The sequence below is a fragment of the Azotobacter chroococcum genome (assembly GCF_004339665.1).
GTDB lineage: Bacteria > Pseudomonadota > Gammaproteobacteria > Pseudomonadales > Pseudomonadaceae > Azotobacter > Azotobacter chroococcum.
On sequence record NZ_SMMU01000004.1, the window covers coordinates 163,537 to 189,356 of the forward strand.

Here is a 25,820-nt window from a genome sequence, read left to right on the forward strand (position 1 = left end):
GTCAGCGACGACTGACATGGTAGATGCCGATTTCACCTAACAGATTAGGCCACAGGCGGCTGGCCCAGCCATGCCGGTGCTCGCGGTCCACGGCCAGGCGCTGCAGCACCTGCACCTGGCGTTCGCGGCACAGGGCCTCGAAGTCCTTGAAGGTGCAGAAGTGGATGTTCGGCGTGTTGTACCAGGTGTAGGGCAGGAACTCGGAAACCGGCATCCGCCCCTTGCTCGCCAGGTCCCAGCGGCAGCGCCAGTGGCCGAAGTTGGGAAAGGTGATGATGCAGGTGCGGCCGACCCGCAGCATCTCCTCGAGGATGCGATCCGGGTAGTGCACGGCCTGCAGCGCCTGGGTCATCACCACCACGTCGAAGCTGTCGCTGGCGAGGTTGCCGAGGCCCTTGTCGAGGTCCTGCTCGATCACGTTGATGCCCTTGTCGAGGCAGGCGGCGATGTTCTGCGGGTCGATCTCCAGGCCGTAGCCGCTGACCTCCTTGTGCTCGCGCAGCCGGGCCAGCAGCTCGCCGTCGCCGCAGCCGAGGTCGAGCACCCGGCTGCCGGCGGGAATCCACTCTTGGATGATGTCCAGATCGGCTCTCATGGGCGTGTCATACCGCGATTCGGTTCATGTAGCTGCGAAATCCCTGCAGGTAGCGGGGAATCGGTATCAGGAAGGCGTCGTGGCCCTGCGGCGCGTCGATTTCCAGGTAGCTGACGTTCTTGCCGGCGGCGATCAGCGCGTCGACGATCTCCCGCGAGCGGGCCGGCGAGAAGCGCCAGTCGGTGGTGAAGGACATCAGGCAGAAGTCGGCCCGGGCCGCCGCCAGGGTCCTGGCCAGGTCGTCGCCGTGGGCGGCGGCGGGGTCGAAGTAGTCCAGCGCCTTGGTCATCAGCAGGTAGGTGTTGGCGTCGAAGCGCCCGGAGAACTCCTCGCCCTGGTAGCGCAGGTAGCTCTCCACCTGGAACTCGACGCTGTGGAAGTCGTAGTTGAGCTGGTCGGTCTTCAGCTCGCGGCCGAATTTCTCGCCCATGGCGTCGTCCGACAGGTAGGTGATGTGGCCGACCATGCGCGCCAGCATCAGGCCGCGCTTGGGGATCACCCCGTGCTCCTGGAAATGCCCGCCGTGGAAGTCCGGATCGGAGAGGATCGCCTGGCGTGCCACCTCGTTGAAGGCGATGTTCTGCGCCGACAGCTTGGGCGCCGAGGCGATCGCCAGGCAGTGGCGGACCCGTTCGGGATAGCTGATGGTCCACTGCAGGGCCTGCATGCCGCCGAGGCTGCCGCCGACCACCGCGGCCCACTGCTGGATGCCCAGGGCATCGGCCAGGCGCGCCTGGCTGTGCACCCAGTCCTCCACCGTCACCACCGGAAAGTCCGCGCCGTAGGGGCGGGCGGTCGCCGGGTTGAGGCTGCCGGGGCCGGTGGAGCCGTTGCAGCCGCCGAGGTTGTTCAGGCTGACGACGAAGAAGCGGCGGGTGTCGATGGGCTTGCCGGGGCCGATGCAGCTGTCCCACCAGCCGGGCTTGCGCTCCTCGGGGCTGTGGTAGCCGGCGGCATGGTGATGGCCGGACAGGGCGTGACAGATCAGCACCGCATTGCTGCGTGCCGCGTTGAGTTCGCCGTAGGTTTCATAGACCAGTTCGTAGTCGCTCAGACTGCGTCCGCAGGCGAGCATCAGCGGTTCGCTGAAGTGCAGCATCTGCGGGCGAACCAGACCGACAGAATCTTCGGGAAAAGCCAATGGCAGGCCCCTGCTCTTGCAAAAAAGAGGCGCCAGTCTAGGGCCTGTCATCGATTATTTCCACGCTTGCGTTGCCGCCTGAAGGTCGCCCGGGCAAGGCGCTGCCTGCCGGCAAGGGTCATGCCCTTGGCAAGGGCTGCAACACCACACCGGCCGCGGCTCAGGCGCCCGGCCGCGGGGTGAGGCCGGGCAGCGCGGGAAGCTGCCGCGGCTGGCGGATGCGTACCCGCTTCTGGCGGTTCAACTCGCCGCTTTCCAGGCTCACCTGGCTCTTCGGCACGCCGAAGGCGCCGGCGAGGAAGGCCAGCAGATGGGCGTTGGCCTTGCCCTCCACCGGCGGGGCGGTGAGGCGGATCTTCAGGCGCTCGCCGTGCAGCCCGGCGAATTCGTCCTTGCTGGCCTTGGGCTGCAGATGGCAGGCGAGGATCAGGTCCTCGCCGTCCCAACGGAACCAGCTCATCAGAGAAAGGGGCTGAGCGCGCGCGGCATGCCGCTCATGGCGGCGAGGTTGTTGATCACCAGCATGTCGACCAGGTTCAGCGCGATGAACGCGAAGATCGGCGAGATGTCCAGCCCGCCGAGGTTCGGCAGGATACGGCGGATCGGCGACAGCAGGGGCTCGCAGATCTGGTTGACCAGCTGCGCGGCCGGGTTGTAGCTGCTGGGGGCGACCCAGGAGAGGATCACGCTGACGATCAGGGCGAAGAAGAACACCTTGAGAAACAGCGAGGTGACGCCGATCGCCGACCAGAGCAGCAGCGGCAGCAGATAGCCGCCGACGCCGTAGCCCATCAGCAGCAGGACGCCGATCATCAGCGCCAGCTGGACCAGGATGGCCAGCACCAGGGAGGCGAAGTCCAGCCCGCCGAAGCCGGGCACGACCCGCCGCAGCGGCTTGAGCAGCGGCTGGGTGGCCTTGACCACGAATTGGCTGAGGGGGTTGTAGAAGTCGGCGCGCACCAGCTGGAGGATGAAGCGCAGCAGGACGATCAGCAGGTAGAGGCTGCCGAGGGTCTGCACGAGGTAGATGACCGCAGTGTTCATTCCATTCATCGGGTAGGCTCCTTATCGGCCCAGCTGTTCGGCCAGTTCGGCGGAGCGTCGGGCAGCGGCGTCCAGCGCCTGCTGCACCAGGGCTTCGAAACCGCCGGCCTGGAAGGTGTTGATTGCCGCCTCGGTGGTGCCGTTCGGCGAGGTCACCCGGCGGCGCAGTTCGGCGGCGTCGACGCCGCTTTCGGTGGCCATGCGCGCGGCGCCCAGGGCGGTCTGCAGGGTCAGCTGCGCGGCGGTTTCGTGCGGCAGGCCGAGACGCTCGCCGGCGGCGGTCATGGCCTCCATGAGCAGGAAGAAATAGGCCGGGCCGCTGCCGGAGACGGCGGTCACCGCATCGATCAGACGTTCCTCGTCGAGCCACAGGGCGAGGCCGACCGCACCGAGCAGCTGTTCGGCCTGCTGGCGCTGGGCCGCGGACACCCGGGGGTTGGCGAACAGGCCGCTGACGCCCTGGCGCAGCAGCGCCGGGGTGTTCGGCATGCAGCGCACCACGGGGCGCTCGCCCAGCCAGGCTTCGAGGCTGGCGCAGGTGATGCCGGCGGCGATGGAGACGATCACTTGTTCCGGACGCAGGTGGATGGCGAGCGCCTGGCAGACCGCCTTCATCACCTGTGGCTTGACCGCCAGCACCACCACGTCGGCGCCGGCGGCGGCTTCGGCGTTGTCGGCGAACAGCTCGATGCCGTGCTCGGCGGCGATGAGGGCGCGCCGCTCGGCGCCCGGGTCGCTGGCGCGGATCGCGGTGGCCGGCAGGCCCTGGGCGCGCAGCCCGCCGATCAGGCTGGCGGCCATGTTGCCGGCGCCGATGAAGGCGATGCGGGTGTCACTCATGAGGGACTTTCCTTTATCTAGCGGGAAGGCTGCCCGTAGTCGCGGGCGCCGAACAGGGCGGTGCCGATGCGCACCCAGGTGGCGCCTTCGGCGATGGCGGCCTCCAGGTCGTGGCTCATGCCCATGGAGAGGGTGTCGAGATCGAGGCCGAGGCCGTCCTTCAGCTCGCGCAGGCGGGCGAAGGCGGCGCGCTGGGCGGTCGGGTCGTCGGTCGGTTCGGGAATCGCCATCAGTCCGCGCAGGCGCAGGTTGGGCAGCTCCGCCACGGCGCGGGCGAGTTCCGCCAGTTCCGCGGGCGCGCAGCCGGACTTGCTCGCCTCGCCGCTGACGTTGACCTGCAGGCAGAGGTTCAGCGGCGGCAGGTCGGTCGGGCGCTGTTCGGACAGGCGCTGGGCGATCTTCAGCCGGTCCACCGCGTGGACCCAGGCGAAATGCTCGGCGATGGCGCGGGTCTTGTTGGACTGGATCGGCCCGATGAAATGCCAGGTCAGCGCCAGGTCGGCCAGCTCGGCCTGCTTGGCCAGGGCCTCCTGCAGGTAGTTCTCGCCGAAGTCGCGCTGGCCGCAGGCGAAGGCCTCGCGCAAATCGTTCGCCGGCTTGGTCTTGCTCACGGCCAGCAGCTGCACGTCCTGCGGATCGCGCCCGGAAGCTTGCGCCGCCTCACGGATACGCGCGCGAACCTTTGCAACACTCTCTGGGATCGTGGACATTTGTGCCGTTTCCTGCCCGGGCCGCCGGTTGTCGCGGCATTCTACCCGCTTGTTTGTGATTGGGGACCCCCATGGACATTACCGAGCTGCTCGCCTTCAGCGCTAAGCAGGGCGCGTCGGACCTGCACCTCTCCGCCGGTCTGCCGCCGATGATCCGTGTCGACGGCGACGTGCGCCGGATCAACCTGCCGCCGATGGATCACAAGCAGGTGCACGCGCTGATCTACGACATCATGAACGACAAGCAGCGCAAGGATTACGAGGAGTTCCTCGAAACCGACTTCTCCTTCGAGGTGCCGGGCGTGGCGCGCTTCCGGGTCAACGCCTTCAACCAGAACCGCGGTGCCGGCGCGGTGTTCCGGACCATTCCGTCGCGCGTTTTGAGCATGGACGACCTGGGGATGGGCGAGGTGTTCAAGAAGATCACCGAGGTGCCGCGCGGCCTGGTGCTGGTCACCGGCCCCACCGGCTCGGGCAAGTCGACCACCCTGGCGGCCATGCTCGACTACCTGAACGCCAACAAGCACCACCACATCCTCACCATCGAGGACCCGATCGAATTCGTCCACGAATCGAAGAAGTGCCTGATCAACCAGCGCGAGGTGCACCGCGACACCCTGGGGTTCGCCGGGGCGCTGCGTTCGGCGCTGCGCGAGGACCCGGACGTCATCCTGGTCGGCGAGATGCGCGACCTGGAAACCATCCGCCTGGCGCTGACTGCCGCGGAAACCGGTCACCTGGTGTTCGGCACCCTGCACACTACCTCGGCGGCCAAGACCATCGACCGGGTGGTCGACGTGTTCCCCGCGGAGGAGAAGTCGATGGTCCGCTCGATGCTCTCCGAATCGCTGCAGGCGGTGATCTCCCAGACCCTGCTGAAGAAGGTCGGCGGCGGCCGGGTGGCGGCCCACGAGATCATGATCGGCACCCCGGCGATCCGCAACCTGATCCGCGAGGACAAGGTGGCGCAGATGTACTCGGCGATCCAGACCGGCGGCTCGATTGGCATGCAGACCCTGGACATGTGCCTGAAGAGCCTGCTGTCCAGGGGCGCGATCACCCGCGAGAACGCCCGCGAGAAGGCGAAGATTCCCGACAACTTCTAAGTAAGCGCCGCTTCTTGCGCGGGCGCGACAGGCGATTACGACCATGGAATTCGAAAAGCTGCTGCGCCTGATGATGGAGAAGGGCGCTTCCGATCTGTTCATCACCGCGGGCATGCCGCCGTCGATGAAGCTCAACGGGCGCCTGGTGCCGGTGACCCGCAACCCGCTGTCGCCGGAGCAGGCCCGGGAAACCGTGTTCGCGGTGATGAACGAACAGCAGCGCCGCGAGTTCGCCGCCTGCCACGAGTGCAACTTCGCCATCAGCGCCCGTGGCATCGGCCGCTTCCGGGTCAGCGCCTTCTACCAGCGCAACCTGGCGGGGATGGTGCTGCGGCGCATCGAGACGCGCATCCCGACCTTCGATGAGCTCCAGCTGCCCGAGGTACTGCGCGAGCTGTCGATGACCAAGCGCGGCCTGGTGCTGTTCGTCGGCGCCACCGGCACCGGCAAGTCCACCTCGCTGGCGGCGATGATCGGCTATCGCAACCAGAACAGCAGCGGCCACATCATCTCCATCGAGGACCCGATCGAGTTCATCCACCAGCACCAGGGCTGCATCGTCACCCAGCGCGAGGTGGGCATCGACACCGAGTCCTTCGAGGTGGCGCTGAAGAACACCCTGCGCCAGGCGCCGGACGTGATCATGGTCGGCGAGATCCGCACCCGCGAAACCATGGACTACGCGGTGGCCTTCGCCGAGACCGGCCACCTGTGCCTGGCCACCCTGCATGCCAACAACGCCAACCAGGCGCTCGACCGGATCATCAACTTCTTCCCCGCCGACCGTCACCACCAGGTGTGGATGGACCTGTCGCTGAACCTGCGCGCCATCGTCGCCCAGCAGCTGATCCCGACGCCGGACGGCAAGGGGCGCCGGGCGGTGATCGAGGTGCTGATCAATACCCCGCTGGTCGCCGACCTGATCCGCAAGGGCGAGGTCCACGAGCTCAAGGCGGTGATGAAGCGCTCCACCGAACAGGGCATGCAGACCTTCGACCAGGCGCTGTACCAGCTCTACAGCCAGGGCGAGATCACCTACGAGGAAGCCCTGCGCCACGCCGACTCGGCCAACGACCTGCGCCTGATGATCAAGCTGGAGTCGGAGACCGACAGCCGGCACCTGGAGAGCGTGGCCGACGGGCTCAGCCTGCAGGCCAGCGAGGAGGACACCGGCCGGCGCATGCGCTGAAGGGCCGGAGCTGCCGCAGGGCAGGGTCCTTGCCGTCGCGGCCGCCTTCGCCCATCCTGAATGTCTTTCGGGAGATTCGTCATGCAGCTTCAGGACACCCACAGCAAGCTCATCGGCTACCTGCTGTGGATCTTCGGCTTTCTCGGCGCGCACCGCTTCTACTACGGCCGTCCGCTGACCGGGACGATCTGGTTCTTCACCCTCGGCCTGCTCGGCATCGGCTGGCTGATCGACCTGTTCCTGATCCCGTCGATGGACCGCGAGGCGGACCTGCGCTTTCATGCCGGCTCCACCGACTACAACATCGCCTGGCTGCTGCTGACCTTCCTCGGCGTCTTCGGCGTGCACCGCATGTACCTGGGCAAGTGGCTGACCGGCCTGCTCTACCTGCTGACCGGTGGCCTGTTCCTGATCGGCGTGCTCTACGACTTCTGGACGCTGAACGAGCAGGTATCCCTGCGCAACGCCCAACGGAGCTATTGATCCCCACAAAGACGAGGCCCGCCGGTTGGCGGGCCTCGTCGTCGTGCGGGCGCTGCGCAGGCAGCCTCAGGCCTGGTAGCTGATCCGCCCGTCGAGCAGGGTGTAGCGCACCGCGCCGGGCAGGACGTGGCCGATGAACGGGCAGTTGCGGCCCTTGGACAGCCAGTGCTCGCCGGCCAGGGTGGCGGCCTCCGGGTCGAACAGCACCAGGTCGGCCGGGGCGCCGGCCGCGAGGCTCCCGGCTGGCAGGCGCAGGGCCTGGGCCGGGCCGTGGGTGAGGCGGGCGAGCAGGGTCGGCAGGTCGAGCACGCCTTCCTGGACCAGGCTCAGGGCCAGCGGCAGCAGCAGTTCGACGCTGCTGATTCCGGGCTCGGTGGCGCCGAACGGGGCCAGCTTGGCATCCGGCTCGTGGGGCTGGTGGTGGCTGGCGATGGCCTGGATGGTGCCGTTCCTGACCGCCTCGCGCAGGCCGTCGCGGTCGGCGCGCGAACGCAGCGGCGGCTGCACGTGGTAGAGGCTGGAGAAGTCGGCCAGCGCTTCGTCGGTGAGGATCAGCTGGTACAGCGCCACGTCGGCGCTCACCGGCAGGCCGCGGGCCTGGGCTTCGGCGATCATCTGCGCGCCGCGAGCGCTGGAGAGCTGGCTGAAGTGGGCGCGCACGCCGGCCTGCTCGACCAGCAGCAGGTCGCGGGCCAGGGCCACGGTTTCCGCCGTTTCCGGAATGCCCGCCAGTCCCAGGAAGCTGGCCATCGGCCCTTCGTGGGCGAGGCCGCCCTCGGCGAGGGCGGCGTCCTGGGAGTGGAACACCACGGTCAGGTCGAAGGTGGTGGCGTATTCCAGGGCGCGGCGCAGGTTGCGGTGGCTGGCGAAGCTGGCCAGGCCGTTGCCGAAGGCGACGCAGCCGGTGTCGCGCAGGGCGACCAGTTCGGCCAGCTGCTCGCCGGCCAGTTCCCGGGTCAGCGCGCCGACCGGGAAGACCTTGGCGTGGCCGGCTTCGCGGGCGCGGTCGAGGATCAGCTCGACTACCGCCGGGGTGTCCAGCACCGGCTTGGTCAGCGGCGGGCAGCACAGGCTGGTGACGCCGCCGGCGGCGGCGGCGCGGGTTTCGCTGGCGATGCTGCCCTTGCGGCTGTAGCCGGGCTCGCGCAGGGCGGCCGACAGGTCGACCAGGCCGGGCGCGGCGATCAGGCCGTGGGCATCGAGGGTCTGCTCGGCTTCGAAGGCGGCCGGCGCCTGGCCGATGGCGGCGATCCTGCCGTCGGCCAGGTAGAGGTCGGCGACCTGGTCCAGACCGCTGGCCGGGTCGATGACACGGGCGCCGAGGATACGGGTACGCATCAGATCTGCTCCTCGGAGGTGGATTCGGAAGTGAGCTGGCGCTGCGCGGTCTGCCCACTCATGGCCATGGACAGCACCGCCATGCGCACGGCGATGCCGTAGGTGACCTGGTTGAGGATCACCGACTGGGCGCCGTCGGCCACCGCCGACTCGATCTCCACGCCACGGTTGATCGGTCCCGGGTGCATGACGATGGCGTCCGGCCTGGCCAGCGCCAGGCGCGTGGTGTTCAGCCCGTAGAGCCGGTAGAACTCGCCCTGGCTGGGCAGCAAGCCGCCCTGCATGCGCTCGCGCTGCAGGCGCAGCATGATCACCACGTCGACGTCCCGGAGGCCTTCGGCCAGGTCGTGGAAGACGCGCACGCCGTACTGGTCGAGGCCCGTCGGCAGCAGGGTCTTCGGGCCGATCACGCGGATGTCCGGGCAGCCGAGGGTGCGCAGGGCGAGCATGTCGGAGCGCGCCACCCGCGAGTGCAGGATGTCGCCGACGATGGCCACCGAGAGGTTCTCGAAGCCGCCCTTGTGGCGGCGGATGGTCAGCATGTCGAGCATGCCCTGGGTCGGGTGGGCATGCCGGCCGTCGCCGCCGTTGATCACCGCCACGTCGGGGCAGACGTGCTCGGCGATGAAGTGCGCGGCGCCGGAGTCGGCATGGCGGATGACGAACATGTCGGCGGCCATCGCCTCGAGGTTGCGCAGGGTGTCGAACAGGGTCTCGCCCTTGCTGGTCGAGGAGGTCGACACGTTGAGCGTGATCACGTCGGCGGACAGTCGCTGGGCGGCCATCTCGAAGGTGGTGCGGGTGCGCGTGGAGTTCTCGAAGAACACGTTGCAGACGGTCTTGCCGCGCAGCAGCGGGACCTTCTTCACGGCGCGGGTGCCGACCTCGAGGAAGGAGTCGGCGGTGTCGAGGATTTCGGTCAGCAGCTCGCGGGACAGGCCGTCGAGCGAGAGGAAGTGGCGCAGCTGGCCCTGGTCGTTGAGCTGCAGCGGGCGCTTGGCGTCGTTCGGCGTCATCGCGAAGGGACTCTTGGGTTAGGCGGAGGCAAGGGCCTGGCGCTCGAGGGCGAGCGGTGCGGGGCCGAGCAATTTTACCCGTTCGTCGGGGGCGAGCGACAGGGTCTGGCCGACCACGTCCGGACGGATCGGCAGCTCGCGGGCGTCGAGGTCGAGCAGGCAGACCAGGGTCACGCTGGCCGGGCGGCCGTAGTCGAACAGTTCGTTGAGGGCGGCGCGCACGGTGCGGCCGGTCATCAGCACGTCGTCGACCAGCACCAGGTGCTGGCCCTCGATCTCGAAGGGCAGCGCGGAGGGGCGTACCTGCGGGTGCAGGCCGCTCTGGGTGAAGTCGTCGCGGTAGAAGGACACGTCGAGCACGCCCAGCGGCTCCTCGCGGCCGAGGGCCGCCAGCAGCGCCTGGGCAATCCAGACGCCGCCGGTATGGATGCCGATGAAGCGCGGCGTGTCGATGCGGTGGGTCTGCAGGTGGCGTGTCAGCTCGGTGGCCATCCTGGGCAGCAGCACGGCGGGATCGGGCAGGGTCATGGGATGGTCTCCTTGGGTGCGCCGCAGGTCGCGGCGCCGCGGTTTCAGCCGGCCGGGCGTTTCGCCAGCCAGCCTTCCAGTAACAGGGCGGCAGCCAGGGCATCCACCGGGCGCTGGCGATAGCCGTCGCGCTGGCCCTGGGCCAGGCGGTGGCCCTTGGCTTCGAAGGTGGTCAGACGCTCGTCGTGGGTATGCACCGGCAGGTCGAAGCGGCCGTGCAGGCGGCGGGCGAAGCGTTCGGCGCGCGCGCTCATCTCGCTCGGCGTGCCGTCCATGTTCAGCGGCAGGCCGACGATGATGGCGTCCGGCTGCCACTCGCGGATCAATTTCTCGATCTGGTTCCAGTCGGGCACGCCGTTCTGCGCCTTGAGCACGCAGAGTTCGCGGGCCTGGCCGGTGATCGCCTGGCCGACGGCGACGCCGATCTGCCGGGTGCCGTAGTCGAAGCCGAGCAGCAGGCGCGGCCCGCTCATGCGTGGCCGGCCTGGGAGGTCAGCAGGGCGAGGTTGATGCCCAGGTGGGCGGCGGCGGCGGGCAGGCGCTGTTCGGCCGGGGTGTCGAAGAGGATCGCGGGATCGGCCGGACAGGTCAGCCAGGTGTTCTGCAGCAGCTCGGCCTCCAGCTGGCCGGCGTCCCAGCCGGCGTAGCCGAGGGCGATCAGGCAGCGCGCCGGGCCGCTGCCGTCGGCGATCGCCAGCAGCGTGTCCTGGGAAGTGGACAGCGCCAGCCCGTCCAGTTCCAGGGTGGCCTGGAAGCGGTAGCCGGGCGCATGCAGGACGAAACCGCGGTCGGTCTGTACCGGGCCGCCGGTGTAGATCGGCAGGCCGCGGCGCGCTTCGAGCGTCGGGCTGTCCGGGCTCAGCTGGGCGAGCACCTGGCCCAGGTCGAGCTCGCTCGGGCGGTTGACCACCAGGCCCATGGCGCCCTGCTCGTTGTGGTCGACCAGGTAGACGAGGGCCTGTGCGAAATTGGGATCGGCCATGTGCGGCATGGCGATCAGGAAATGATTCTTCAGATACTGGGGGGCTGTGTTCATCTTCATCGGCCTAGTTTCAAGCTTCGGGGCGCAGGCTTCAAGAGTGGCACAGGGTGGCGCGGCGAGTCTGCACGGTCGGGCCGGCGTCAGTTGCTCGACAGCCGGTCGCCGCGCTCGAAACGCCAGGTGCGGATGATTTCCAGGCGGTCGATGTCGGCCAGGTCGCCGGTGAACGGGGCGTAGGGGGCGGCCAGCCGGACGATGCGCTGCGCCGCCTGGTCCAGAATGGGCTCGCCGGAGGATTCCAGGACCAGCACTTCGTGGAGGGTGCCGTCGCGGTTGATCGACACCAGCAGGCGCAGGCTGCCGTAGAGGTGCTGGCGACGGGCATCCTCGGGGTAGTTGAGGTTGCCGATCCTTTCGACCTTGCGGCGCCATTCGTCCTTGTACCAGGCGCCCTTGTCGCGCATGGTCGAGGCCGCGTTGAGGCGGTGGATCCGCGGGCGCTTGGCATAGCGTTGGACTTCATTGGCCAGCTCGGCCTCCAGGCTGGCGATCTCGTTGGACAGCTGGGCGCTGTCGAAGGTCGGCGTCGTCGGCGCGGGCGGGGCCGGCTTGGCCGGCTCGCGCTTGACCGGCGTCTTTTCCGGCTGCGGCTTGTGCGTCGCCACCGCGGCCTTCGGTTCCTGCCTGGGGGCTGCCGGCGGTGCGGCGGGCGGCGGGGTGACCTGGTTGATCTCGGTGTCCTGGAAGGGCGCGGTCTCGGTGGTCTTGGGTTTCGCCTGGTGTTCCAGGGTGCCGCTGCCCTGCTGGTTGTCCTGGGCGAGGAAGTCGGCCTCCTTGGGCTTTTCCTCGCTCTTGAAGGTGGACAGGGTGATTTCCAGGGTCTTGCTGACCTCGGCGGGTTTCGGCAGCCCGAAGCCGAGACCGAGGATCAGGGCCAGGTGCAGCAGCGCGGCAAGGACCAGGGTCAGGCCCAGGCGATCCGCGGGACGGACGCCGGGGCGGGCGGGTACGGGCGGAGGAGAGGCTGCGGTCATGGCTCTTCGGCTGGCTACGGATTGCCGCGCAGTCTGCCGAGAGGGCGGCGAAAAGTCTATGAACCAGGCGGCAGCTTCGTCGCCCCGGCGGTCGGCGGTTCAGCTCCTGGCCGCCAGCCTTTGCGCGATCACGTCCATCAGACGTTCGCCGATGCGCGTGTCGTAGGCGTTGTCGATCTCGCGGATGCAGGTCGGGCTGGTGACGTTGATTTCCGTCAGGTGCTCGCCGATCACGTCGAGGCCGACGAACAGCAGGCCGCGCCGGCGCAGCTCCGGGCCCACCTGGGCGGCGATCTCGCGGTCGCGCTCGGTCAGCGGCTGGGCCACCCCGCGGCCGCCGGCGGCGAGGTTGCCGCGCGTCTCGCCGGGGGCCGGAATGCGCGCCAGGCAATAGGGGACGGGTTCGCCGTCGACCATCAGGATGCGCTTGTCGCCGTCCTTGATCGCCGGCAGATAGCGCTGCGCCATGATCTGCCGGGTGCCGTGCTCGGTCAGTACTTCCAGCATCACCGACAGGTTGGGGTCGCCCTGGCGGTGGCGGAACACCGAGGCCCCGCCCATCTCGTCCAGTGGTTTGAGAATGACATCACCGTGCTCGGCGGCGAACTCGCGCAGAATGTCGGCGCGGCGGCTCACCAGGGTCGGCGGCGTGAACTGCGGGAACTGGGTGGCGAAGAACTTCTCGTTGCAGTCGCGCAGGCTCTGCGGGCGGTTGACCACCAGGCAGCCGGCCTTTTCGGCGAGTTCGAGCAGGTAGGTGGCATACACGTATTCGCTGTTGAAGGGCGGGTCCTTGCGCATCAGCAGCACGTCCAGGTCGGCGAGCGGCGCATCGTTCTCCTCCTCCAGTTCGAACCAGTGCGCCGGGTCGTCGAACACCTTGAGGGGACGCATCCGCGCGCGGGCCTCGCTGCCGCGCTGGTAGAGATCCTGCGGCTCCATGTAGTGCAGCGACCAGCCGCGCGCCTGTGCGCTCTGCAGCATGGCCAGCGAGCTGTCCTTCTTGAAGGAGATCTGCGCGATGGGGTCCATGACGATCCCGAGGCGAATGCTCATGGGGTGTCCTCCGGGGAAAGGCGGCCGGAATGCCGGCCGGGATGCAAAAAAGAGGGGCCCAGAGTGGCGTCGGCCCGGCGCTCGGTCAAGAAAACCTTGAGCGAGTGCACGTTTGGATGCGGAGCGAGTGTGCTAAAACGTCCCGGCGATGGGGTGGTCCTTCGCCGGCAAGTCCCAGATGGCCTGGGAGCAACCTGTGGTCAACGGCTCGGCGGAGCCCGGTAAGGCGAATATGGAACAGCATTCCGACGGTTTGAAGGTCATGGTGATCGACGATTCCAAGACGATTCGTCGCACTGCGGAAACTCTGCTGAAGAAGGTGGGGTGCGAGGTCATCACCGCCGTGGACGGCTTCGATGCCCTGGCCAAGATCGCCGATGGCCATCCGCGGATCATCTTCGTCGATATCATGATGCCGCGACTGGACGGCTATCAGACCTGTGCCTTGATCAAGAACAACAGCGCATTCAAGTCCACGCCGGTGATCATGCTGTCCTCCAAGGACGGTCTGTTCGACAAGGCCAAGGGACGCATTGTCGGCTCCGACCAATATCTGACCAAGCCCTTCAGCAAAGAAGAGCTGCTGGGCGCGATCAGGGCCCATGTGCCCGATTTCGTCCCGGTAGAGCAAGCATCCTGAGCGCCGGCCATAGGGCCGCGCCGCCTTATTCCGTATGGGGAAATCCATGGCTCGAATTCTGATTGTCGATGATTCGCCGACCGAGATGTACAAGCTGGCCGCCATGCTCGAGAAGCACGGGCACAGCGTGCTCAAGGCGGAAAACGGTGCCGACGGCGTGGCCCTGGCCCGTCAGGAGAAGCCGGACGCCGTGCTGATGGATATCGTCATGCCGGGGCTGAACGGCTTCCAGGCGACCCGCCAGCTGACCAAGGATGACGAAACCAGCCATATCCCGGTGATCATCGTCACCACCAAGGACCAGGAAACCGACCGGGTCTGGGGCAAGCGTCAGGGCGCCCGCGACTACCTGACCAAGCCGGTGGAGGAGAACACCCTGCTGAAAACCCTGAACGCTGTGCTGGTCGGCTGATGCCTGCCCACCGCTCCCGCCACTGCGCATACGCATAAAGGCACAGTCCGGATGTCGCCTGCAGAAACGCCCTTCCAACTCCTGCTCGAGATCGATCGGCGTTGCCGTTTGCTGGCTGCCGTGCTGCCTGCCCAGCAGGAGACGACCCAGACCTGGAGCGGCATCGGTTTCCGCATGGGCGAGCGGCTGTTCATCGCCTCCATGGGCGAGGTGAGCGAGGTGCTGCACGAGCCGCGCTACACCCCGCTGCCCGGGGTGAAGAGCTGGGTCCGGGGGGTGGCCAACGTGCGCGGGCGCCTGCTGCCGATCATGGACCTGTGCGAGTTCTTCGGCCGCGAGGCGGCAGCCCAGCGCAAGCAGCGGCGGGTACTGGTGGTGGATTGCCAGGAGGTGTTCGCCGGACTGATCGTCGACGAGGTCTTCGGCCTGCAGCACTTTCCGGTGGAAACCTTTGCCGAGCGGCTGCCGCCCCTGGAGGCGGCGATCCAGCCATTCATTCTCGGCGTGTTCCAGTGCGCGCAGCCCTGGCTGGTGTTCAGTCCGCACGCGCTGGCACGGGATGCCGGCTTTCTCGATGTGGCGTCCCGGCACTGAGCCGAACGCCCCGTCCGTTTCCGAACAAACCGGGACCCGTCTGGACGGGATCCCGGGCGGCAGGGTGCGCAACCTTGCCTTCAATGGCGCTCCTGGCGGGCGCCACTTAATGTCGGGTCGGCCGCTGGCCGGCTCATCGGCGGTACAGGGGACCGTCGTTCTGCAGGGTAAGACAGGGGGGAGCATGCAAAAACACAACACGGACTCTTTATGGGCGACCCTGCGCAGCAGTGCATGGCTGGCCGGGTTCTTCGTGATCCTGATCGTTTCCATCATTCTGCTGTTCGCCATCTTCACCTACCTCAACACCCAGGCGGTCAACGACCAACAATACATCGCCCACGCCGGCGAATTGCGCGTCCTGTCCCAGCGCATCGCCACCAATGCCGGTGAGGCGGCTGCAGGCAACGGGCCGGCCTTCGCCCTGCTCAAGGAGTCCAGCATGGACTTCGAGCAGCGCTGGAGCGTCCTGAAGAATGGCGACGAGGAAGCCGGTCTGCCGCCGGCGCCCTTCTCGGTGCAGGAGACGATGGATGCGGTACAGGCCGACTGGGATACCCTGAAAACCAACAGTGCCGCCATTCTCGCCAGCCAGAAGGCCATCCTGTCCATGCATACGGTGGCGGCGACCCTGACCGAGACCGTGCCGCAGCTGCAGGACGAATTCGAGAAGGTGGTCGAGAGCCTGGTGGCCAGCGGCGCTCCGGCCTCCCAGGTGGCGCTGGCCCAGCGCCAGGCGCTGCTGGCCGAGCGGATTCTCGCCGCGGTGAAGATGGTGCTCGAGGGTGGCAAGGGCGCGATCGAGGCCGCCAACCGCTTCAGCAACGATACCGGCGAGTTCGGTCTCGTGCTCAACGGTATGCGCCACGGCAATCCGGCCCGGGGCATCGGCAAGGTCAGCGATCCCAAGGTGCTCGAGCGTCTGGCCGGGATCACCGAGCTGTTCCAGTTCGTCACCGGCTCGGTGGACGAGATTCTCGAAGCCTCGCCGGAGCTGCTTCAGGTGCATGAGTCGCTCGATGCCGTCTTCGCCGTTGCACAGACCCTGCTGGACAAGTCCAAGACCCTGGCCCTCAGCCTGGAAGGCCTGGCCGACGAGCGCGAGCTGACCTCCGTGGCCGGCTATGTGCTGGTCATCCTGATGGTGGCGGCCATCGTCATGATCGCTCTGGTCATGGTGCAGGGTACCCGCCAGCGCCTGATGGAGACCGCGGAGAAGAACGAGCGCAACCAGGCCGCGATCCTGCGGCTGCTCGACGAGATCGCCGACCTCGCCGACGGCGACCTGACCGTGGCGGCGACCGTGACCGAGGACTTCACCGGCGCCATCGCCGACTCCATCAACTACTCCATCGACCAGCTGCGCGATCTGGTGGCGACCATCAACCAGACGGCCCAGCAGGTGGCGGGCTCCGCCCAGGAAACCCAGGCGACCGCGATGCACCTGGCCGAGGCCTCCGAGCATCAGGCCCAGGAAATCGCCGGTGCCTCGGCGGCGGTCAACGAGATGGCGGTCTCCATCGACCAGGTATCGGCGAACGCCGCGGAGTCCTCGGCGGTGGCGGAGCGCTCCGTGGCCATCGCCAACAAGGGCAACGAGGTGGTGCACAACACCATCACCGGCATGGACAACATCCGCGAGCAGATCCAGGATACCTCCAAGCGGATCAAGCGCCTCGGCGAGTCGTCCCAGGAGATCGGCGACATCGTCAGCCTGATCAACGACATCGCCGACCAGACCAACATCCTCGCCCTGAACGCCGCGATCCAGGCGGCCATGGCCGGCGATGCGGGCCGCGGCTTCGCGGTGGTGGCCGACGAGGTGCAGCGCCTCGCCGAACGCTCCTCGGCGGCGACCAAGCAGATCGAGGCGCTGGTGAAGACCATCCAGACCGATACCAACGAGGCGGTGATCTCCATGGAGCAGACCACCACCGAGGTGGTCCGCGGTGCCCGCCTGGCGCAGGACGCCGGGGTCGCCCTGGAAGAGATCGAGAAGGTGTCCAAGACCCTCGCCGCACTGATCCAGAACATTTCCAACGCGGCGCGCCAGCAGGCCTCCTCGGCCGGCCACATCTCCAACACCATGTTCGTGATCCAGGAGATCACCTCGCAGACCTCCGCCGGTACCAGCGCCACCGCCATGAGCATCGGCAACCTGGCCAAGCTGGCCAGCGAGATGCGCAAGTCGGTATCCGGTTTCACCCTACCGGAAACCGCAGACACGCTCTGAGCCGCCAACCGGCTCCGGACCGACAAAGAGGCGGTGGCCCCACGTGGGCCGCCGGGTGCGCATGAACGAGATTCGGGCTATACAGCCAGGAAACGCCTGGGCGATGAAACCCTCGGCGGAGTTGTCCGCGGCCGAGTTCCATGACTGGCAGCGCCTGCTCGAGCAACGCTGCGGCCTGGTGCTCGACGAGCAGCGCCGGCGCTTCCTGCAGATCGGCCTGAGCGCCCGCATGGGCGAGCTGGGCCTGAGCGATTACGCCAGCTACTACCGGCGGGTCGTCGACGGGCCGCGCGGCGCGCTGGAGTGGCTGCAGCTGCTGGACCGCCTGACCGTCCAGGAAACCTGCTTCTTCCGCCACGCCCCCTCGTTCGCACTGCTCGAGCGCTATCTGCGCGCTCGTCTGGCCGAGGAGGGGGTACAGCGCCCCTGGGCCTTCTGGAGCGTCGGCTGCTCCACGGGTGAGGAGCCCTACTCGCTGGCCATCACCGCCATGGAGGTCCTGGGCAGCGAGATCGCGGCGCCGGCCGAGCGCTTCGGCGTCACGGCCACCGACATCAGCCGCAGCGCCCTGGAGAAGCTGGGCCGCGGGCTTTATCCGGCGGCCAAGCTGGCGCGCCTGGAGGCGGCGCTGCGCGAGCGTTATTTCATCGCCCAGCCGGACGGGCGCTACAGGATCCTGCCGGGGCTGGCGTCGCGCGTGTGCGGCACCCGGCTCAACGTGCTGGACCTGGCCAAGGCGCCGATGTCCGGCATGGACGTCATTTTCTGCCAGAACCTGCTGATCTACTTTCGTCGCTGGCGCCGCCGCGAGATCCTCAACCGGCTGGCCGAGCGGCTGGCACCGGGCGGTCTCCTGGTGGTGGGAGTGGGCGAGGTGGGCGGTTGGCAGCATCCGGACCTGGTGCCGGTGGCCGACCCTCGGGCACTGGCCTTCACCCGCAGGGGGTAGTTCACGTTGACTGGAGTCGCTATGGGTGATCGGCACGATTATGTCGCCCTGGAATGGGTCAAGGGCGAGATCGCGGAGACCCTGAAACAGGCCCGGCATGCCCTGGAAGCCTTTGTCGAGAGCCCGCAGGATCTGTCGCGGATACGCTTCTGCCTGGCCTATATCCACCAGGTGCAGGGTACCCTGCAGATGGTCGAGTTCTATGGCGCGGCACTGCTCGCCGAGGAGATGGAGCAGCTCGCCCAGGCCATGCTGGACGACCGCACGGGCAACCGCGGCGAGGCGCTGGAAGTGCTGATGCAGGCGATCCTGCAACTGCCGGTCTACCTCGAGCGGATCCAGGCGGCGCGCCGCGACCTGCCGCTGGTGGTGCTGCCGCTGCTCAACGACCTGCGCGTCGCCCGCGGCGAAGGCCTGCTCTCGGAAAACAGCCTGTTCGCGCCGGATCTCGGCGGCCCGGCGCCGCTGTCGGAGACGGCCTTGGCCGCGCTGCGCACCCCGGAAACCGCGGTCCTGCTGCGCAAGCTGCGGCAGATGCTGCAGCTGGCGCTGGTCGGGGTCATCCGTGACCAGGATGTGGCCACCAATCTGGGCTACCTGGCGAAGGTCTTCGCCCGTCTGGAAAGCCTGTGCCGCAACGCGCCGCTCGGTCCCCTGTGGGAAATCGCCGCCGCGCTGGTCGAGGGCCTGGGCGACGGCAGCGTGAGCCTTGGCGGCGCGTTGCGCGATCTGCTGCGCCAGGTCGAGAAGGAGCTGAAACGGCTGGTGGAGCAGGGCGTCGACGGCATCAACCAGCCGGCGCCGGAGGAGCTGCTCAGAGGCCTGTTGTTCTACGCCGCCAAGGCCCCGGTCGGCGGTGCTCGTCTGCAGGCGCTGAAAGCGCGCTACCGGCTTGACGAGCTGCTGCCCGACAGCGGCGTGGTCGATGAGGAGCGCGCGCGCCTGGCCGGCCCGGACCGCGACGCGATGCGCTCGGTGGTCGCTGCTCTCTGCGAGGAGCTGGTGCGGGTCAAGGACAGCCTCGATCTCTTCGTGCGCAGCGATCGCCGCCAGCTCGCCGAGCTGGAGTCGCTGCTGCCGCCGCTCAAGCAGGTCGGCGATACCCTCGGGGTGCTCGGTTTCGGCCAGCCGCGCAAGATCGTCGTCGACCAGCTCGAGGCGATCCGCGGCCTGGCCCGTGGCCAGTGGACACCGGACGACGCCGTGCTGATGGATGTCGCCGGGGCGCTGCTGTACGTCGAGGCGACCCTCGCCGGGATGGTCGGCACGGCCGAGGAGCGCAGCCGCGAGGAGAGCCTGCTGCCGACCACCGACGTGGCGCAGATCCACCAGATGGTGATCAAGGAGGCGCGCACCGGCCTGGAGCAGGCCAAGGACGCGATCATCGAGTTCATCGCCTCGCAGTGGAACCACGAACATCTGCAGCGCGTGCCGCTGCTGCTGACCCAGGTCCGCGGCGGACTGTCGATGATTCCCCTGGCCCGCGCGAGTGCACTGATCGACGGCTGCAACCGCTATATCCAGGAGCAGTTGCTGGTCGGCCGGGTGGTGCCCGACTGGCAGAGCCTGGATACCCTGGCCGATGCCATCACCGGCATCGAGTACTACCTCGAGCGCCTGAGCGAGGACCACGGCAGCGCCAGCGAGCGGCTGCTCGACGTGGCCGAGGAAAGCTTGGCCAGCCTCGGCTATCCGCTGGCGGAAAAGCCCTCGATCCTCGACCGCGACACCGCGGCACCCGCCCGCGTCGCCGTCCCGGCCGATCTCCCGGCCCCGCCGCTGGTCGAGCCTGCCGGCGTGGCGCCGGAAACGCCTGTGCCGGCCGCCCCGCCTGCAGCCGGTTTCCTGCCGCCGGCCGGAGACGCGCAGGTCCCGGCGCCGGCCGAAGAGACCGAGGCGCAAGCGAGTCTGGCCGAGGTCCTAGCCGCCCCCGTGCAGGCGATCAATCCGCCGGCCGCCGAGGTGCCGCCGAGCCTGCTGCCGCCGCCGGCCGACGAGGCGCTGGTGGACGAGGACCTGCTGGAAGTGTTCATCGAGGAAGCCGGCGAGGTGCTGGAAACCCTCGGCGAATATTTCCCGCGATGGTGCGCCGACACTGCCGACAAGGAGGCGCTGGTCGAGGTCCGCCGCGCCTTCCACACCCTCAAGGGCAGCGGGCGCATGGTGCGGGCGCTGATCATCGGCGAGCTGGCCTGGTCCATCGAGAACCTGCTCAACCGCGTGCTCGACCGCAGCATCCAGCCGGGCGCTGCGGTGCGGCAGGTGGTGGCCGAGGTGCTGGCGCTGATGCCGGCGCTGGTCGAGGAGTTCGCCGCCAAGGCGCAGCGCCAGCGCGACGATGTCGATCTCCTGGCGGCCTCCGCCCATGCCCTGGCCCTCGGCGAGGAGCCGGCCGTGCCCGCCGGGGCCGAGCCTGCCGTGCTGCCGCCATCGGCCGATGAGGCTGGCGACGAGCTCGACGCGCAGCTGCTGGAAATCTTCCGCAACGAGGCGGCCATTCACCTGCAGACCCTCGACCGCTTCCTCGCCGCCTGCGCCCGGGAGCTGCCGCAAGGCGTCACCGACGACCTGCAGCGCGCCCTGCACACCCTCAAGGGCAGCGCGCACATGGCCGGCCTCCTGCCGATCGCGGAGATCGCCATGCCGCTGGAGCGGCTGGTCAAGGAATACAAGACCAATCTGATTCTCATCGATCTGGCCGAGGTCGAACTGCTGCAGCGCGCCGCACAGCTGCTGCGGCGAGGTCTGGAGCAGCTCGACAGCCGGCCGCTGGCGCCCATCGACGGCAGCGTGGCGTTTCTCGCCGAAGTCAGGCGGCTGCACCAGGAACGCCTCGAGGCGGCCAAGGAGGGTTGGCAGGACGACAGCGGCAACGTGCGCGATCCCCGGCAGATCGGCCGCTTCCTCGCCGAGGACATGGACACCCTGCTGGATGCCGAGGATCTGCTGCGCCACTGGCGGGCCCAGCCGGCCCAGCCGCCGGAACTCGCCGCGCTGCTCGGCGAGCTGGAGGCCCTCGGCGCCGGCGCACGGCAGGCCGAATTGGTCCAGATCGACGCGCTCTGCCAGGCCCTGCTGGCCCTGTACGGTGCCGTGCAGGCCGGCCACCTGAGCCTCGGCGAGCGCTTCTTCGATGAGGCCGAGGCCGCCCACGAGGCCTTGATCGGCATGCTCGATCAGGTCGCCGCCGCCCTGGAAGTGACCCCGCAGCCCGAGCGGGTGGCCGCCCTGCAGGCCCTGCTCGACGAGACGGCAGCGTCGCAGCCGCTGGCGCTGGAGGAGGGCGACGCGGAGCGCTCCGCGGCCGACCTGCCCAAGTCCGAGCCGGAACTCGCCGAACCGACGCCCGCGCAGCCCGAGCCGGCTATCGCGGAGCTGCTTGAGGTCCTGCCGGTCGAGACGCCCGAGCTGGCGGCTGCCATGCCGGAGAGCGAAGCTTCCATCCCGGCGCTGTACGAGCTGGATCTTGCCGAGTTGGATGCATCCGAAGCTGCCGCGGAACTCGCCGAACCGACGCCCGCGCAGCCCGAGCCGGCTATCGCGGAGCCGCTCGAGGTCCTGCCGGTCGAGACGCCCGAGCTGGCGGTTGCCGTGCCGGAGAGCGGGGCCGTCATCCCGGCGCTTCAGCCGCTGGAGCTCGCCGCGCCGGAACCGCCCGCGCTGGAGCCGGCTGAGCCGTCCATCGCCGAGCCTGCGCCTGGGCAGCCCGAGCCGCTTGCCGCGCAGCCGTCCGCGCTGCCGCCGGAGGTCGCGGAGCCGGCCCCGGCAGTGCTCGCAGCGGCTGCGGTGACGCCCGGGATCCTGCCGGGCGACGGCGAGGTGGACGACGAGCTCGCCGCGCTGTTCCTCGAGGAGGCGCTCGATCTGCTGGAAAGCTCCGCCCGGACGCTGCAGCGCTGGCTGCGCCAGCCGGAGGACAGTCTGGCGCTGACCGCCCTGCTGCGCGACCTGCATACCCTCAAGGGCGGTGCGCGGATGGCCGGCATCGCGCCGATCGCCGATCTCGCCCATGAGCTGGAAGACCTCTACGAGGACCTGCTGGAACAGGCCCGTCCGGATCTGGCCGGCCTCGGCGCACTGCTCGAGCGCAGTCACGACCGGCTGGCGCAGCTCGTCGAGCAACTGCAGGCCAGGCTGCCGCTGGGCGATCCGCAGGATCTGGTGCAGGCCCTGCAGGGCTGGCGCCGGCAAGCTGCGGCGCTCACTCCCGAGGCCCGTGGCGTGCGCGCCGGGGTGCTGGAGCCGGTCGCCCTCGAGGCGTTCGGCGAGGCGCTGTCGTTCGCCGAATCCTTCGACCTTGCGGCGGACGTGCCGCCGTTCGACAGGCCGCTGCTCGACTTCTCCACGGGGCAGGACGCGCCGCTCGGGGGCGTTGCGGAGCCGGGACCGGTCCAGGCCCTCCTCGCGCCGGAGTGCGATCCCGAGCTGGTGGAGATCTTCCTCGAAGAGGGCTTCGACATCCTCGAGAGCGCCGGCGCAGCCCTGCAGCGCTGGCTGGCCGAGGCCGCCGACCGCATCGCCCTGGAAGCCCTGCAGCGCGACCTGCATACCCTCAAGGGCGGCGCGCGGATGGCCGGGATTGGCGAGATCGGCGATCTCGCCCACGAACTGGAGTTCCTCTACGAAGGGCTCGGCAATGGCCGGCTGGAAGCCGGTCCGGCCCTCGCCGGACTGCTGCAGGCCTGCCATGACCGCCTCGCCGTGATGCTCGAGGCGCTGCGCGAGCGGCGTCCGCTGCAGGACGGCGAGGCGCTGATCGCGGCGATTCGCGACTGGTGCGCCGGCATCCGGGAGCCGGAAGCCGCCGCTACCGCGGTCCAGGCCGAACCGGCGTCCGCTGCCGCGCCGCAGCCGCTCATGCCGGAGATTGCCGAAGCGCAGCCCGAGGCCGTCGCGGCACCGCCCGCGAAACCCGTGCCGGCCGCTGCGGCGCCGTTGACCTTGCCGGGCGGCCCGCTGCTCGCCGCCAGCGAGGTTGCCACCGGCGCCACCGCGAGCAAGGCCCTGCCGTTCGTGCAGCGGGCCGCCGAGGCTGCGCGGGAAGCCGCCGCCCAGCGCGCTCCGCAGGAGATGGTCCGGGTTCCGGCGGAGCTGCTCGAGAGCCTGGTCAACCTGGCCGGGGAAACCTCGATCTTCCGCGGTCGGGTCGAGCAGCAGGTGAGCGACATCGGTTTCACCCTGGCCGAGATGGAGTCGACCATCGAGCGGGTGCGCGACCAGCTGCGCCGGCTCGACACCGAGACCCAGGCGCAGATCCTCAGCCGCTACCAGGCCGAGGCCGAGCGGGCCGGCTACGAGGACTTCGATCCGCTGGAGATGGACCGCCACTCGCAGCTGCAGCAACTGTCGCGCGCGCTGTTCGAATCGGCCTCCGACCTGCTCGATCTCAAGGAAACCCTGGCGGCGCGCAGCCGCGATGCCGAGACCCTGCTGCTGCAGCAGGCGCGGGTCAACACCGAACTGCAGGAAGGCCTGATGCGCACCCGCATGGTGCCCTTCGAGCGCCTGCTGCCGCGCCTGCGCCGGGTGGTCCGGCAGGTCGCCGGCGAGCTGGGCAAGCCGGTGGAGTTCAGCGTCGGCAACGCCGAGGGGGAAATGGACCGCAGCGTGCTGGAGCGCATCGTCGCGCCGCTGGAGCACATGCTGCGCAACGCCATCGACCACGGCATCGAGCCGGCCGAGGTGCGTCGCGCCGCCGGCAAGCCGGAGCAGGGCACCATCCGCCTGGAGCTGCTGCGCGAGGGCGGCGACATCCTGCTCACCCTGGCCGACGACGGCGGCGGCATCCGCCTCGATGCGGTGCGCCGCAAGGCCGTCGAGCGCGGCCTGATGAAGCCCGACGCGCAACTGTCCGACCACGAGGTGCTGCAGTTCATCCTCGAGGCGGGCTTCTCCACGGCGGACCGGGTCACGCAGATTTCCGGACGTGGCGTCGGCATGGACGTGGTGCACTCGGAGGTCAAGCAGCTCGGCGGCTCGATGAGCATCGAGTCGACCCCGGGCGCCGGAACCCGCTTCCTGATCCGCCTGCCGTTCACCGTGTCGATCAACCGCGCGCTGATGGTGCTCGCCGGCGAGGACCTCTATGCGGTGCCGCTGAACACCATCGAGGGCATCGTGCGGGTAGCGCCCCGCGAGCTGGAGGCGCTCTATGCGCGGCGTGCCGGCGGCCAGAAGGACCAGGCGGGCCTCGAGTACGCCGGCAAGCGCTATGAGCTGCGCTATCTCGGCGAGCTGCTGGACAACGGCCAGCAGCCCAGGCTGGCCGGCCAGCACATGCCGCTGCCGGTGATCCTGCTGCGCTCCAGCGAGCAGGCGGTGGCGGTGCAGGTGGACGGCCTGGCCGGTTCCCGCGAGATCGTGGTGAAGAGCCTCGGTCCGCAGTTCGCCGTGGTGCCGGGGATCTCCGGCGCGACCATCCTCGGCGACGGCCGGGTGGTGGTGATTCTCGACCTGCTGGCGACCCTGCGCGAGCGTCTGGCCAGCCTGCAGCCGAGTGTGCCGATCCTGTCCGAGGCGTCTGCCGAGGCCGAGAAGGAGCGGCCGCTGCTGGTGATGGTGGTGGACGATTCGGTCACCGTGCGCAAGGTCACCGGCCGCCTGCTGGAGCGCCATGGCATGGACTGCATGACCGCCAAGGACGGGGTCGATGCCCTCGCCCAGCTGCAGGAGCGGCGCCCGGACGTCATGCTGCTGGATATCGAGATGCCGCGCATGGACGGCTTCGAGGTGGCGACCCGGGTACGCCACGATGAGCGTCTCAAGGACCTGCCGATCATCATGATCACCTCGCGTACCGGGGAGAAGCATCGCGACCGGGCGCTCGGCCTGGGCGTCGACGAATACCTCGGCAAGCCCTATCAGGAGGCGCTCCTGCTGGAAACCATCCGCCGGCTGGCCGGGGAGCCTGAAGCACGATGAGCGCGCGCATCGCGGTGATTGCCGACACCTCGCTGCAGCGCCATGTGCTGCAGCAGGCGCTGGCCGGCAACGGCTACGAGGTGGTGCTCAACAGCGACCCGACACGCCTTGACGAAGAGAGCCTGGCGTCCTGTGCGGCGGATCTCTGGCTGGTCGATCTGACCCAGCTGGAAGACGCGCCGCTGCTCGACGAACTGCTCGAGAGCAGTCGGGTGCCGGTGCTGTTCGGCCAGGGACAGGCGCCGGAGCGCCATTCGGAACACTATCCGCGCTGGGAGCGGCGGCTGATCGGCAAGCTCAAGCGACTGGTGCGCGACCCGGCCGAGGCGGTCGGGCCGACCCTCGCGGCGCTGCTCGACGAGGGGCAGCGGCCGAGCCGGCTGCCGCTGCCGGCGACGCTGCGCGAGAGTCCGCTGGCGGCCGGACAGCCGCCCTGTCAGGTCTGGCTGCTGGCGGCCTCGCTGGGCGGCCCGGAAGCGGTCAAGGCGTTCCTCGATGCGCTGCCCGGCGGCCTGCCGGTCGCCTTCGTCTACGCCCAGCACATCGACCCCTCCTTCGAGTCGGCCCTGCCCAGGGCGGTCGGCCGCCACAGCCAGTGGCAGGTCATCCCCGTCCGCCACGGCGAGCGGCTGAGCTGCGGCGAGGTGGTGGTGGCGCCGATCCGCCACGAGCTGGGGTTCGCCGAGGATGGCGCGCTGTCGATCGCCGCGCGTCCCTGGCCAGAACCCTACAGCCCGTCGATCGACCAGATGATGCTCAACCTGGCCCGGCAGTTCGGCCCGCGCTGCGGGGTGATCGCCTTCAGCGGCATGGGCAGCGATGGCACCGCGGCCGCCGCCTACCTGCGCCGGCAGGGCGGGGAGGTCTGGACACAGCGGGCCAGCAGCTGCGCCTGTTCGAGCATGCCGGACAGCCTGCGCGAAGGTGGCTACAGCCAGTTCAGCGGTACGCCGCGGGAGCTCGCCGAAGCTCTGGTGCAGCGACTGGCCGAGGAGTGCGCCGAATGAGG

Annotated in this window: 23 protein-coding genes; 10 read left to right on the forward strand and 13 right to left on the reverse strand. The window is 69.0% G+C overall.

The window, feature by feature from the left end; all coding sequences use genetic code 11:
• Position 1: 1 nt before the first annotated feature.
• The 6 genes from metW to EV691_RS06040 form a co-directional block, all read right to left on the reverse strand.
• Positions 2-595 (reverse strand): methionine biosynthesis protein MetW, encoded by a 594-nt coding sequence (gene metW, locus EV691_RS06015; protein WP_131300803.1) that lies wholly within the window; start codon positions 593-595, stop codon positions 2-4.
• A 7-nt stretch (positions 596-602) separates the two neighbouring features.
• Positions 603-1,742, reverse strand: a complete 1,140-nt coding sequence (gene metX / locus EV691_RS06020; RefSeq protein WP_131300898.1) for a homoserine O-succinyltransferase MetX — start codon at positions 1,740-1,742, stop codon at positions 603-605.
• Positions 1,743-1,896: 154 nt separating this feature from the next.
• Complete coding sequence (locus EV691_RS06025; protein WP_131300805.1) at positions 1,897-2,196, reverse strand: DUF167 domain-containing protein; 300 nt, start codon at positions 2,194-2,196, stop codon at positions 1,897-1,899.
• Positions 2,196-2,789: a YggT family protein gene (locus tag EV691_RS06030; protein ID WP_039806769.1), complete on the reverse strand. Its 594-nt coding sequence runs from the start codon at positions 2,787-2,789 to the stop codon at positions 2,196-2,198. Before EV691_RS06030 ends, EV691_RS06025 begins: the two co-directional genes overlap by 1 nt.
• Positions 2,790-2,801: 12 nt before the next feature.
• Entirely contained in the window at positions 2,802-3,620 is an 819-nt protein-coding gene (proC, locus tag EV691_RS06035) for a pyrroline-5-carboxylate reductase (protein WP_131300807.1), read from the reverse strand.
• A gap of 17 nt (positions 3,621-3,637) precedes the next feature.
• Positions 3,638-4,330: a YggS family pyridoxal phosphate-dependent enzyme gene (locus EV691_RS06040; protein ID WP_131300808.1), complete on the reverse strand. Its 693-nt coding sequence runs from the start codon at positions 4,328-4,330 to the stop codon at positions 3,638-3,640.
• Between the two features lie 71 nt (positions 4,331-4,401).
• On the opposite strand from EV691_RS06040, the gene EV691_RS06045 reads away from it, so the two are divergent.
• The 3 genes from EV691_RS06045 to EV691_RS06055 all read left to right on the forward strand — a co-directional run bounded on the left by EV691_RS06045 (position 4,402) and on the right by EV691_RS06055 (position 7,108).
• Positions 4,402-5,436, forward strand: coding sequence for a type IV pilus twitching motility protein PilT (locus EV691_RS06045; RefSeq protein WP_131300810.1), 1,035 nt, complete (start codon positions 4,402-4,404; stop codon positions 5,434-5,436).
• 43 nt (positions 5,437-5,479) lie between these two features.
• A complete protein-coding gene (locus EV691_RS06050) occupies positions 5,480-6,625 on the forward strand; it encodes a PilT/PilU family type 4a pilus ATPase (protein WP_039806759.1) in 1,146 nt (381 codons plus the stop codon).
• An 81-nt stretch (positions 6,626-6,706) separates the two neighbouring features.
• The gene (locus tag EV691_RS06055) at positions 6,707-7,108 is read left to right on the forward strand and encodes an NINE protein (RefSeq protein WP_131300812.1); all 402 of its coding nucleotides are present in this window, start codon (positions 6,707-6,709) and stop codon (positions 7,106-7,108) included.
• A 66-nt stretch (positions 7,109-7,174) separates the two neighbouring features.
• On the opposite strand, the gene EV691_RS06060 is transcribed toward EV691_RS06055, so the two are convergent.
• The 7 genes from EV691_RS06060 to gshB all read right to left on the reverse strand — a co-directional run bounded on the left by EV691_RS06060 (position 7,175) and on the right by gshB (position 13,062).
• Positions 7,175-8,446 carry a dihydroorotase gene (locus EV691_RS06060; protein ID WP_131300814.1) on the reverse strand — a complete coding sequence of 424 codons (1,272 nt, stop codon included), beginning with the start codon at positions 8,444-8,446 and terminating at the stop codon, positions 7,175-7,177.
• Complete coding sequence (locus tag EV691_RS06065; protein ID WP_131300816.1) at positions 8,446-9,462, reverse strand: aspartate carbamoyltransferase catalytic subunit; 1,017 nt, start codon at positions 9,460-9,462, stop codon at positions 8,446-8,448. The genes EV691_RS06060 and EV691_RS06065 overlap by 1 nt, the downstream gene beginning before the upstream one ends.
• Before the next feature lie 18 nt (positions 9,463-9,480).
• The gene (pyrR, locus tag EV691_RS06070; protein WP_131300818.1) at positions 9,481-9,990 is read right to left on the reverse strand and encodes a bifunctional pyr operon transcriptional regulator/uracil phosphoribosyltransferase PyrR; all 510 of its coding nucleotides are present in this window, start codon (positions 9,988-9,990) and stop codon (positions 9,481-9,483) included.
• Between the two features lie 44 nt (positions 9,991-10,034).
• Positions 10,035-10,463 carry a Holliday junction resolvase RuvX gene (gene ruvX, locus EV691_RS06075; protein ID WP_131300820.1) on the reverse strand — a complete coding sequence of 143 codons (429 nt, stop codon included), beginning with the start codon at positions 10,461-10,463 and terminating at the stop codon, positions 10,035-10,037.
• Positions 10,460-11,026, reverse strand: a complete 567-nt coding sequence (locus EV691_RS06080) for a YqgE/AlgH family protein (RefSeq protein ID WP_377802447.1) — start codon at positions 11,024-11,026, stop codon at positions 10,460-10,462. Before EV691_RS06080 ends, ruvX begins: the two co-directional genes overlap by 4 nt.
• A gap of 86 nt (positions 11,027-11,112) precedes the next feature.
• Entirely contained in the window at positions 11,113-12,006 is an 894-nt protein-coding gene (locus EV691_RS06085) for an energy transducer TonB (RefSeq protein WP_131300826.1), read from the reverse strand.
• A gap of 99 nt (positions 12,007-12,105) precedes the next feature.
• Positions 12,106-13,062, reverse strand: a complete 957-nt coding sequence (gshB, locus tag EV691_RS06090) for a glutathione synthase (protein ID WP_131300828.1) — start codon at positions 13,060-13,062, stop codon at positions 12,106-12,108.
• Positions 13,063-13,294: 232 nt separating this feature from the next.
• On the opposite strand from gshB, the gene pilG reads away from it, so the two are divergent.
• The 7 genes from pilG (at position 13,295) to EV691_RS06125 (ending at position 25,818) form a co-directional block, all read left to right on the forward strand.
• Positions 13,295-13,702 (forward strand): twitching motility response regulator PilG, encoded by a 408-nt coding sequence (gene pilG / locus EV691_RS06095; protein ID WP_039808301.1) that lies wholly within the window; start codon positions 13,295-13,297, stop codon positions 13,700-13,702.
• Positions 13,703-13,748: 46 nt separating this feature from the next.
• Positions 13,749-14,114, forward strand: coding sequence for a twitching motility response regulator PilH (gene pilH / locus EV691_RS06100; RefSeq protein WP_039806737.1), 366 nt, complete (start codon positions 13,749-13,751; stop codon positions 14,112-14,114).
• A gap of 51 nt (positions 14,115-14,165) precedes the next feature.
• Entirely contained in the window at positions 14,166-14,708 is a 543-nt protein-coding gene (locus tag EV691_RS06105) for a chemotaxis protein CheW (protein ID WP_131300830.1), read from the forward strand.
• A gap of 184 nt (positions 14,709-14,892) precedes the next feature.
• Entirely contained in the window at positions 14,893-16,941 is a 2,049-nt protein-coding gene (locus EV691_RS06110; RefSeq protein ID WP_131300832.1) for a methyl-accepting chemotaxis protein, read from the forward strand.
• A 79-nt stretch (positions 16,942-17,020) separates the two neighbouring features.
• Positions 17,021-17,890: a CheR family methyltransferase gene (locus EV691_RS06115; protein WP_377802449.1), complete on the forward strand. Its 870-nt coding sequence runs from the start codon at positions 17,021-17,023 to the stop codon at positions 17,888-17,890.
• Positions 17,891-17,911: 21 nt separating this feature from the next.
• Complete coding sequence (locus EV691_RS06120; protein WP_131300834.1) at positions 17,912-24,811, forward strand: Hpt domain-containing protein; 6,900 nt, start codon at positions 17,912-17,914, stop codon at positions 24,809-24,811.
• Entirely contained in the window at positions 24,808-25,818 is a 1,011-nt protein-coding gene (locus EV691_RS06125) for a chemotaxis protein CheB (RefSeq protein WP_131300836.1), read from the forward strand. Before EV691_RS06120 ends, EV691_RS06125 begins: the two co-directional genes overlap by 4 nt.
• Positions 25,819-25,820: the final 2 nt, after the last annotated feature.

What these genes read in the sequence shown, in the direction of transcription:
- gshB (WP_131300828.1), bottom strand. Translation starts at nt 13,062, where the DNA reads ATGAGCATTCGCCTCGGGATCGTCATGGACCCCATCGCGCAGATCTCC.
- EV691_RS06110 (WP_131300832.1), top strand. Translation starts at nt 14,893, where the DNA reads ATGCAAAAACACAACACGGACTCTTTATGGGCGACCCTGCGCAGCAGT.
- EV691_RS06025 (WP_131300805.1), bottom strand. Translation starts at nt 2,196, where the DNA reads ATGAGCTGGTTCCGTTGGGACGGCGAGGACCTGATCCTCGCCTGCCAT.
- pilH (WP_039806737.1), top strand. Translation starts at nt 13,749, where the DNA reads ATGGCTCGAATTCTGATTGTCGATGATTCGCCGACCGAGATGTACAAG.
- pyrR (WP_131300818.1), bottom strand. Translation starts at nt 9,990, where the DNA reads ATGACCCTGCCCGATCCCGCCGTGCTGCTGCCCAGGATGGCCACCGAG.
- EV691_RS06055 (WP_131300812.1), top strand. Translation starts at nt 6,707, where the DNA reads ATGCAGCTTCAGGACACCCACAGCAAGCTCATCGGCTACCTGCTGTGG.
- EV691_RS06050 (WP_039806759.1), top strand. Translation starts at nt 5,480, where the DNA reads ATGGAATTCGAAAAGCTGCTGCGCCTGATGATGGAGAAGGGCGCTTCC.
- EV691_RS06105 (WP_131300830.1), top strand. Translation starts at nt 14,166, where the DNA reads ATGTCGCCTGCAGAAACGCCCTTCCAACTCCTGCTCGAGATCGATCGG.
- metW (WP_131300803.1), bottom strand. Translation starts at nt 595, where the DNA reads ATGAGAGCCGATCTGGACATCATCCAAGAGTGGATTCCCGCCGGCAGC.
- EV691_RS06045 (WP_131300810.1), top strand. Translation starts at nt 4,402, where the DNA reads ATGGACATTACCGAGCTGCTCGCCTTCAGCGCTAAGCAGGGCGCGTCG.
- EV691_RS06040 (WP_131300808.1), bottom strand. Translation starts at nt 4,330, where the DNA reads ATGTCCACGATCCCAGAGAGTGTTGCAAAGGTTCGCGCGCGTATCCGT.
- EV691_RS06085 (WP_131300826.1), bottom strand. Translation starts at nt 12,006, where the DNA reads ATGACCGCAGCCTCTCCTCCGCCCGTACCCGCCCGCCCCGGCGTCCGT.
- EV691_RS06030 (WP_039806769.1), bottom strand. Translation starts at nt 2,789, where the DNA reads ATGAATGGAATGAACACTGCGGTCATCTACCTCGTGCAGACCCTCGGC.
- pilG (WP_039808301.1), top strand. Translation starts at nt 13,295, where the DNA reads ATGGAACAGCATTCCGACGGTTTGAAGGTCATGGTGATCGACGATTCC.
- ruvX (WP_131300820.1), bottom strand. Translation starts at nt 10,463, where the DNA reads ATGAGCGGGCCGCGCCTGCTGCTCGGCTTCGACTACGGCACCCGGCAG.
- EV691_RS06065 (WP_131300816.1), bottom strand. Translation starts at nt 9,462, where the DNA reads ATGACGCCGAACGACGCCAAGCGCCCGCTGCAGCTCAACGACCAGGGC.
- EV691_RS06060 (WP_131300814.1), bottom strand. Translation starts at nt 8,446, where the DNA reads ATGCGTACCCGTATCCTCGGCGCCCGTGTCATCGACCCGGCCAGCGGT.
- proC (WP_131300807.1), bottom strand. Translation starts at nt 3,620, where the DNA reads ATGAGTGACACCCGCATCGCCTTCATCGGCGCCGGCAACATGGCCGCC.
- EV691_RS06125 (WP_131300836.1), top strand. Translation starts at nt 24,808, where the DNA reads ATGAGCGCGCGCATCGCGGTGATTGCCGACACCTCGCTGCAGCGCCAT.
- EV691_RS06080 (WP_377802447.1), bottom strand. Translation starts at nt 11,026, where the DNA reads ATGAACACAGCCCCCCAGTATCTGAAGAATCATTTCCTGATCGCCATG.
- EV691_RS06120 (WP_131300834.1), top strand. Translation starts at nt 17,912, where the DNA reads ATGGGTGATCGGCACGATTATGTCGCCCTGGAATGGGTCAAGGGCGAG.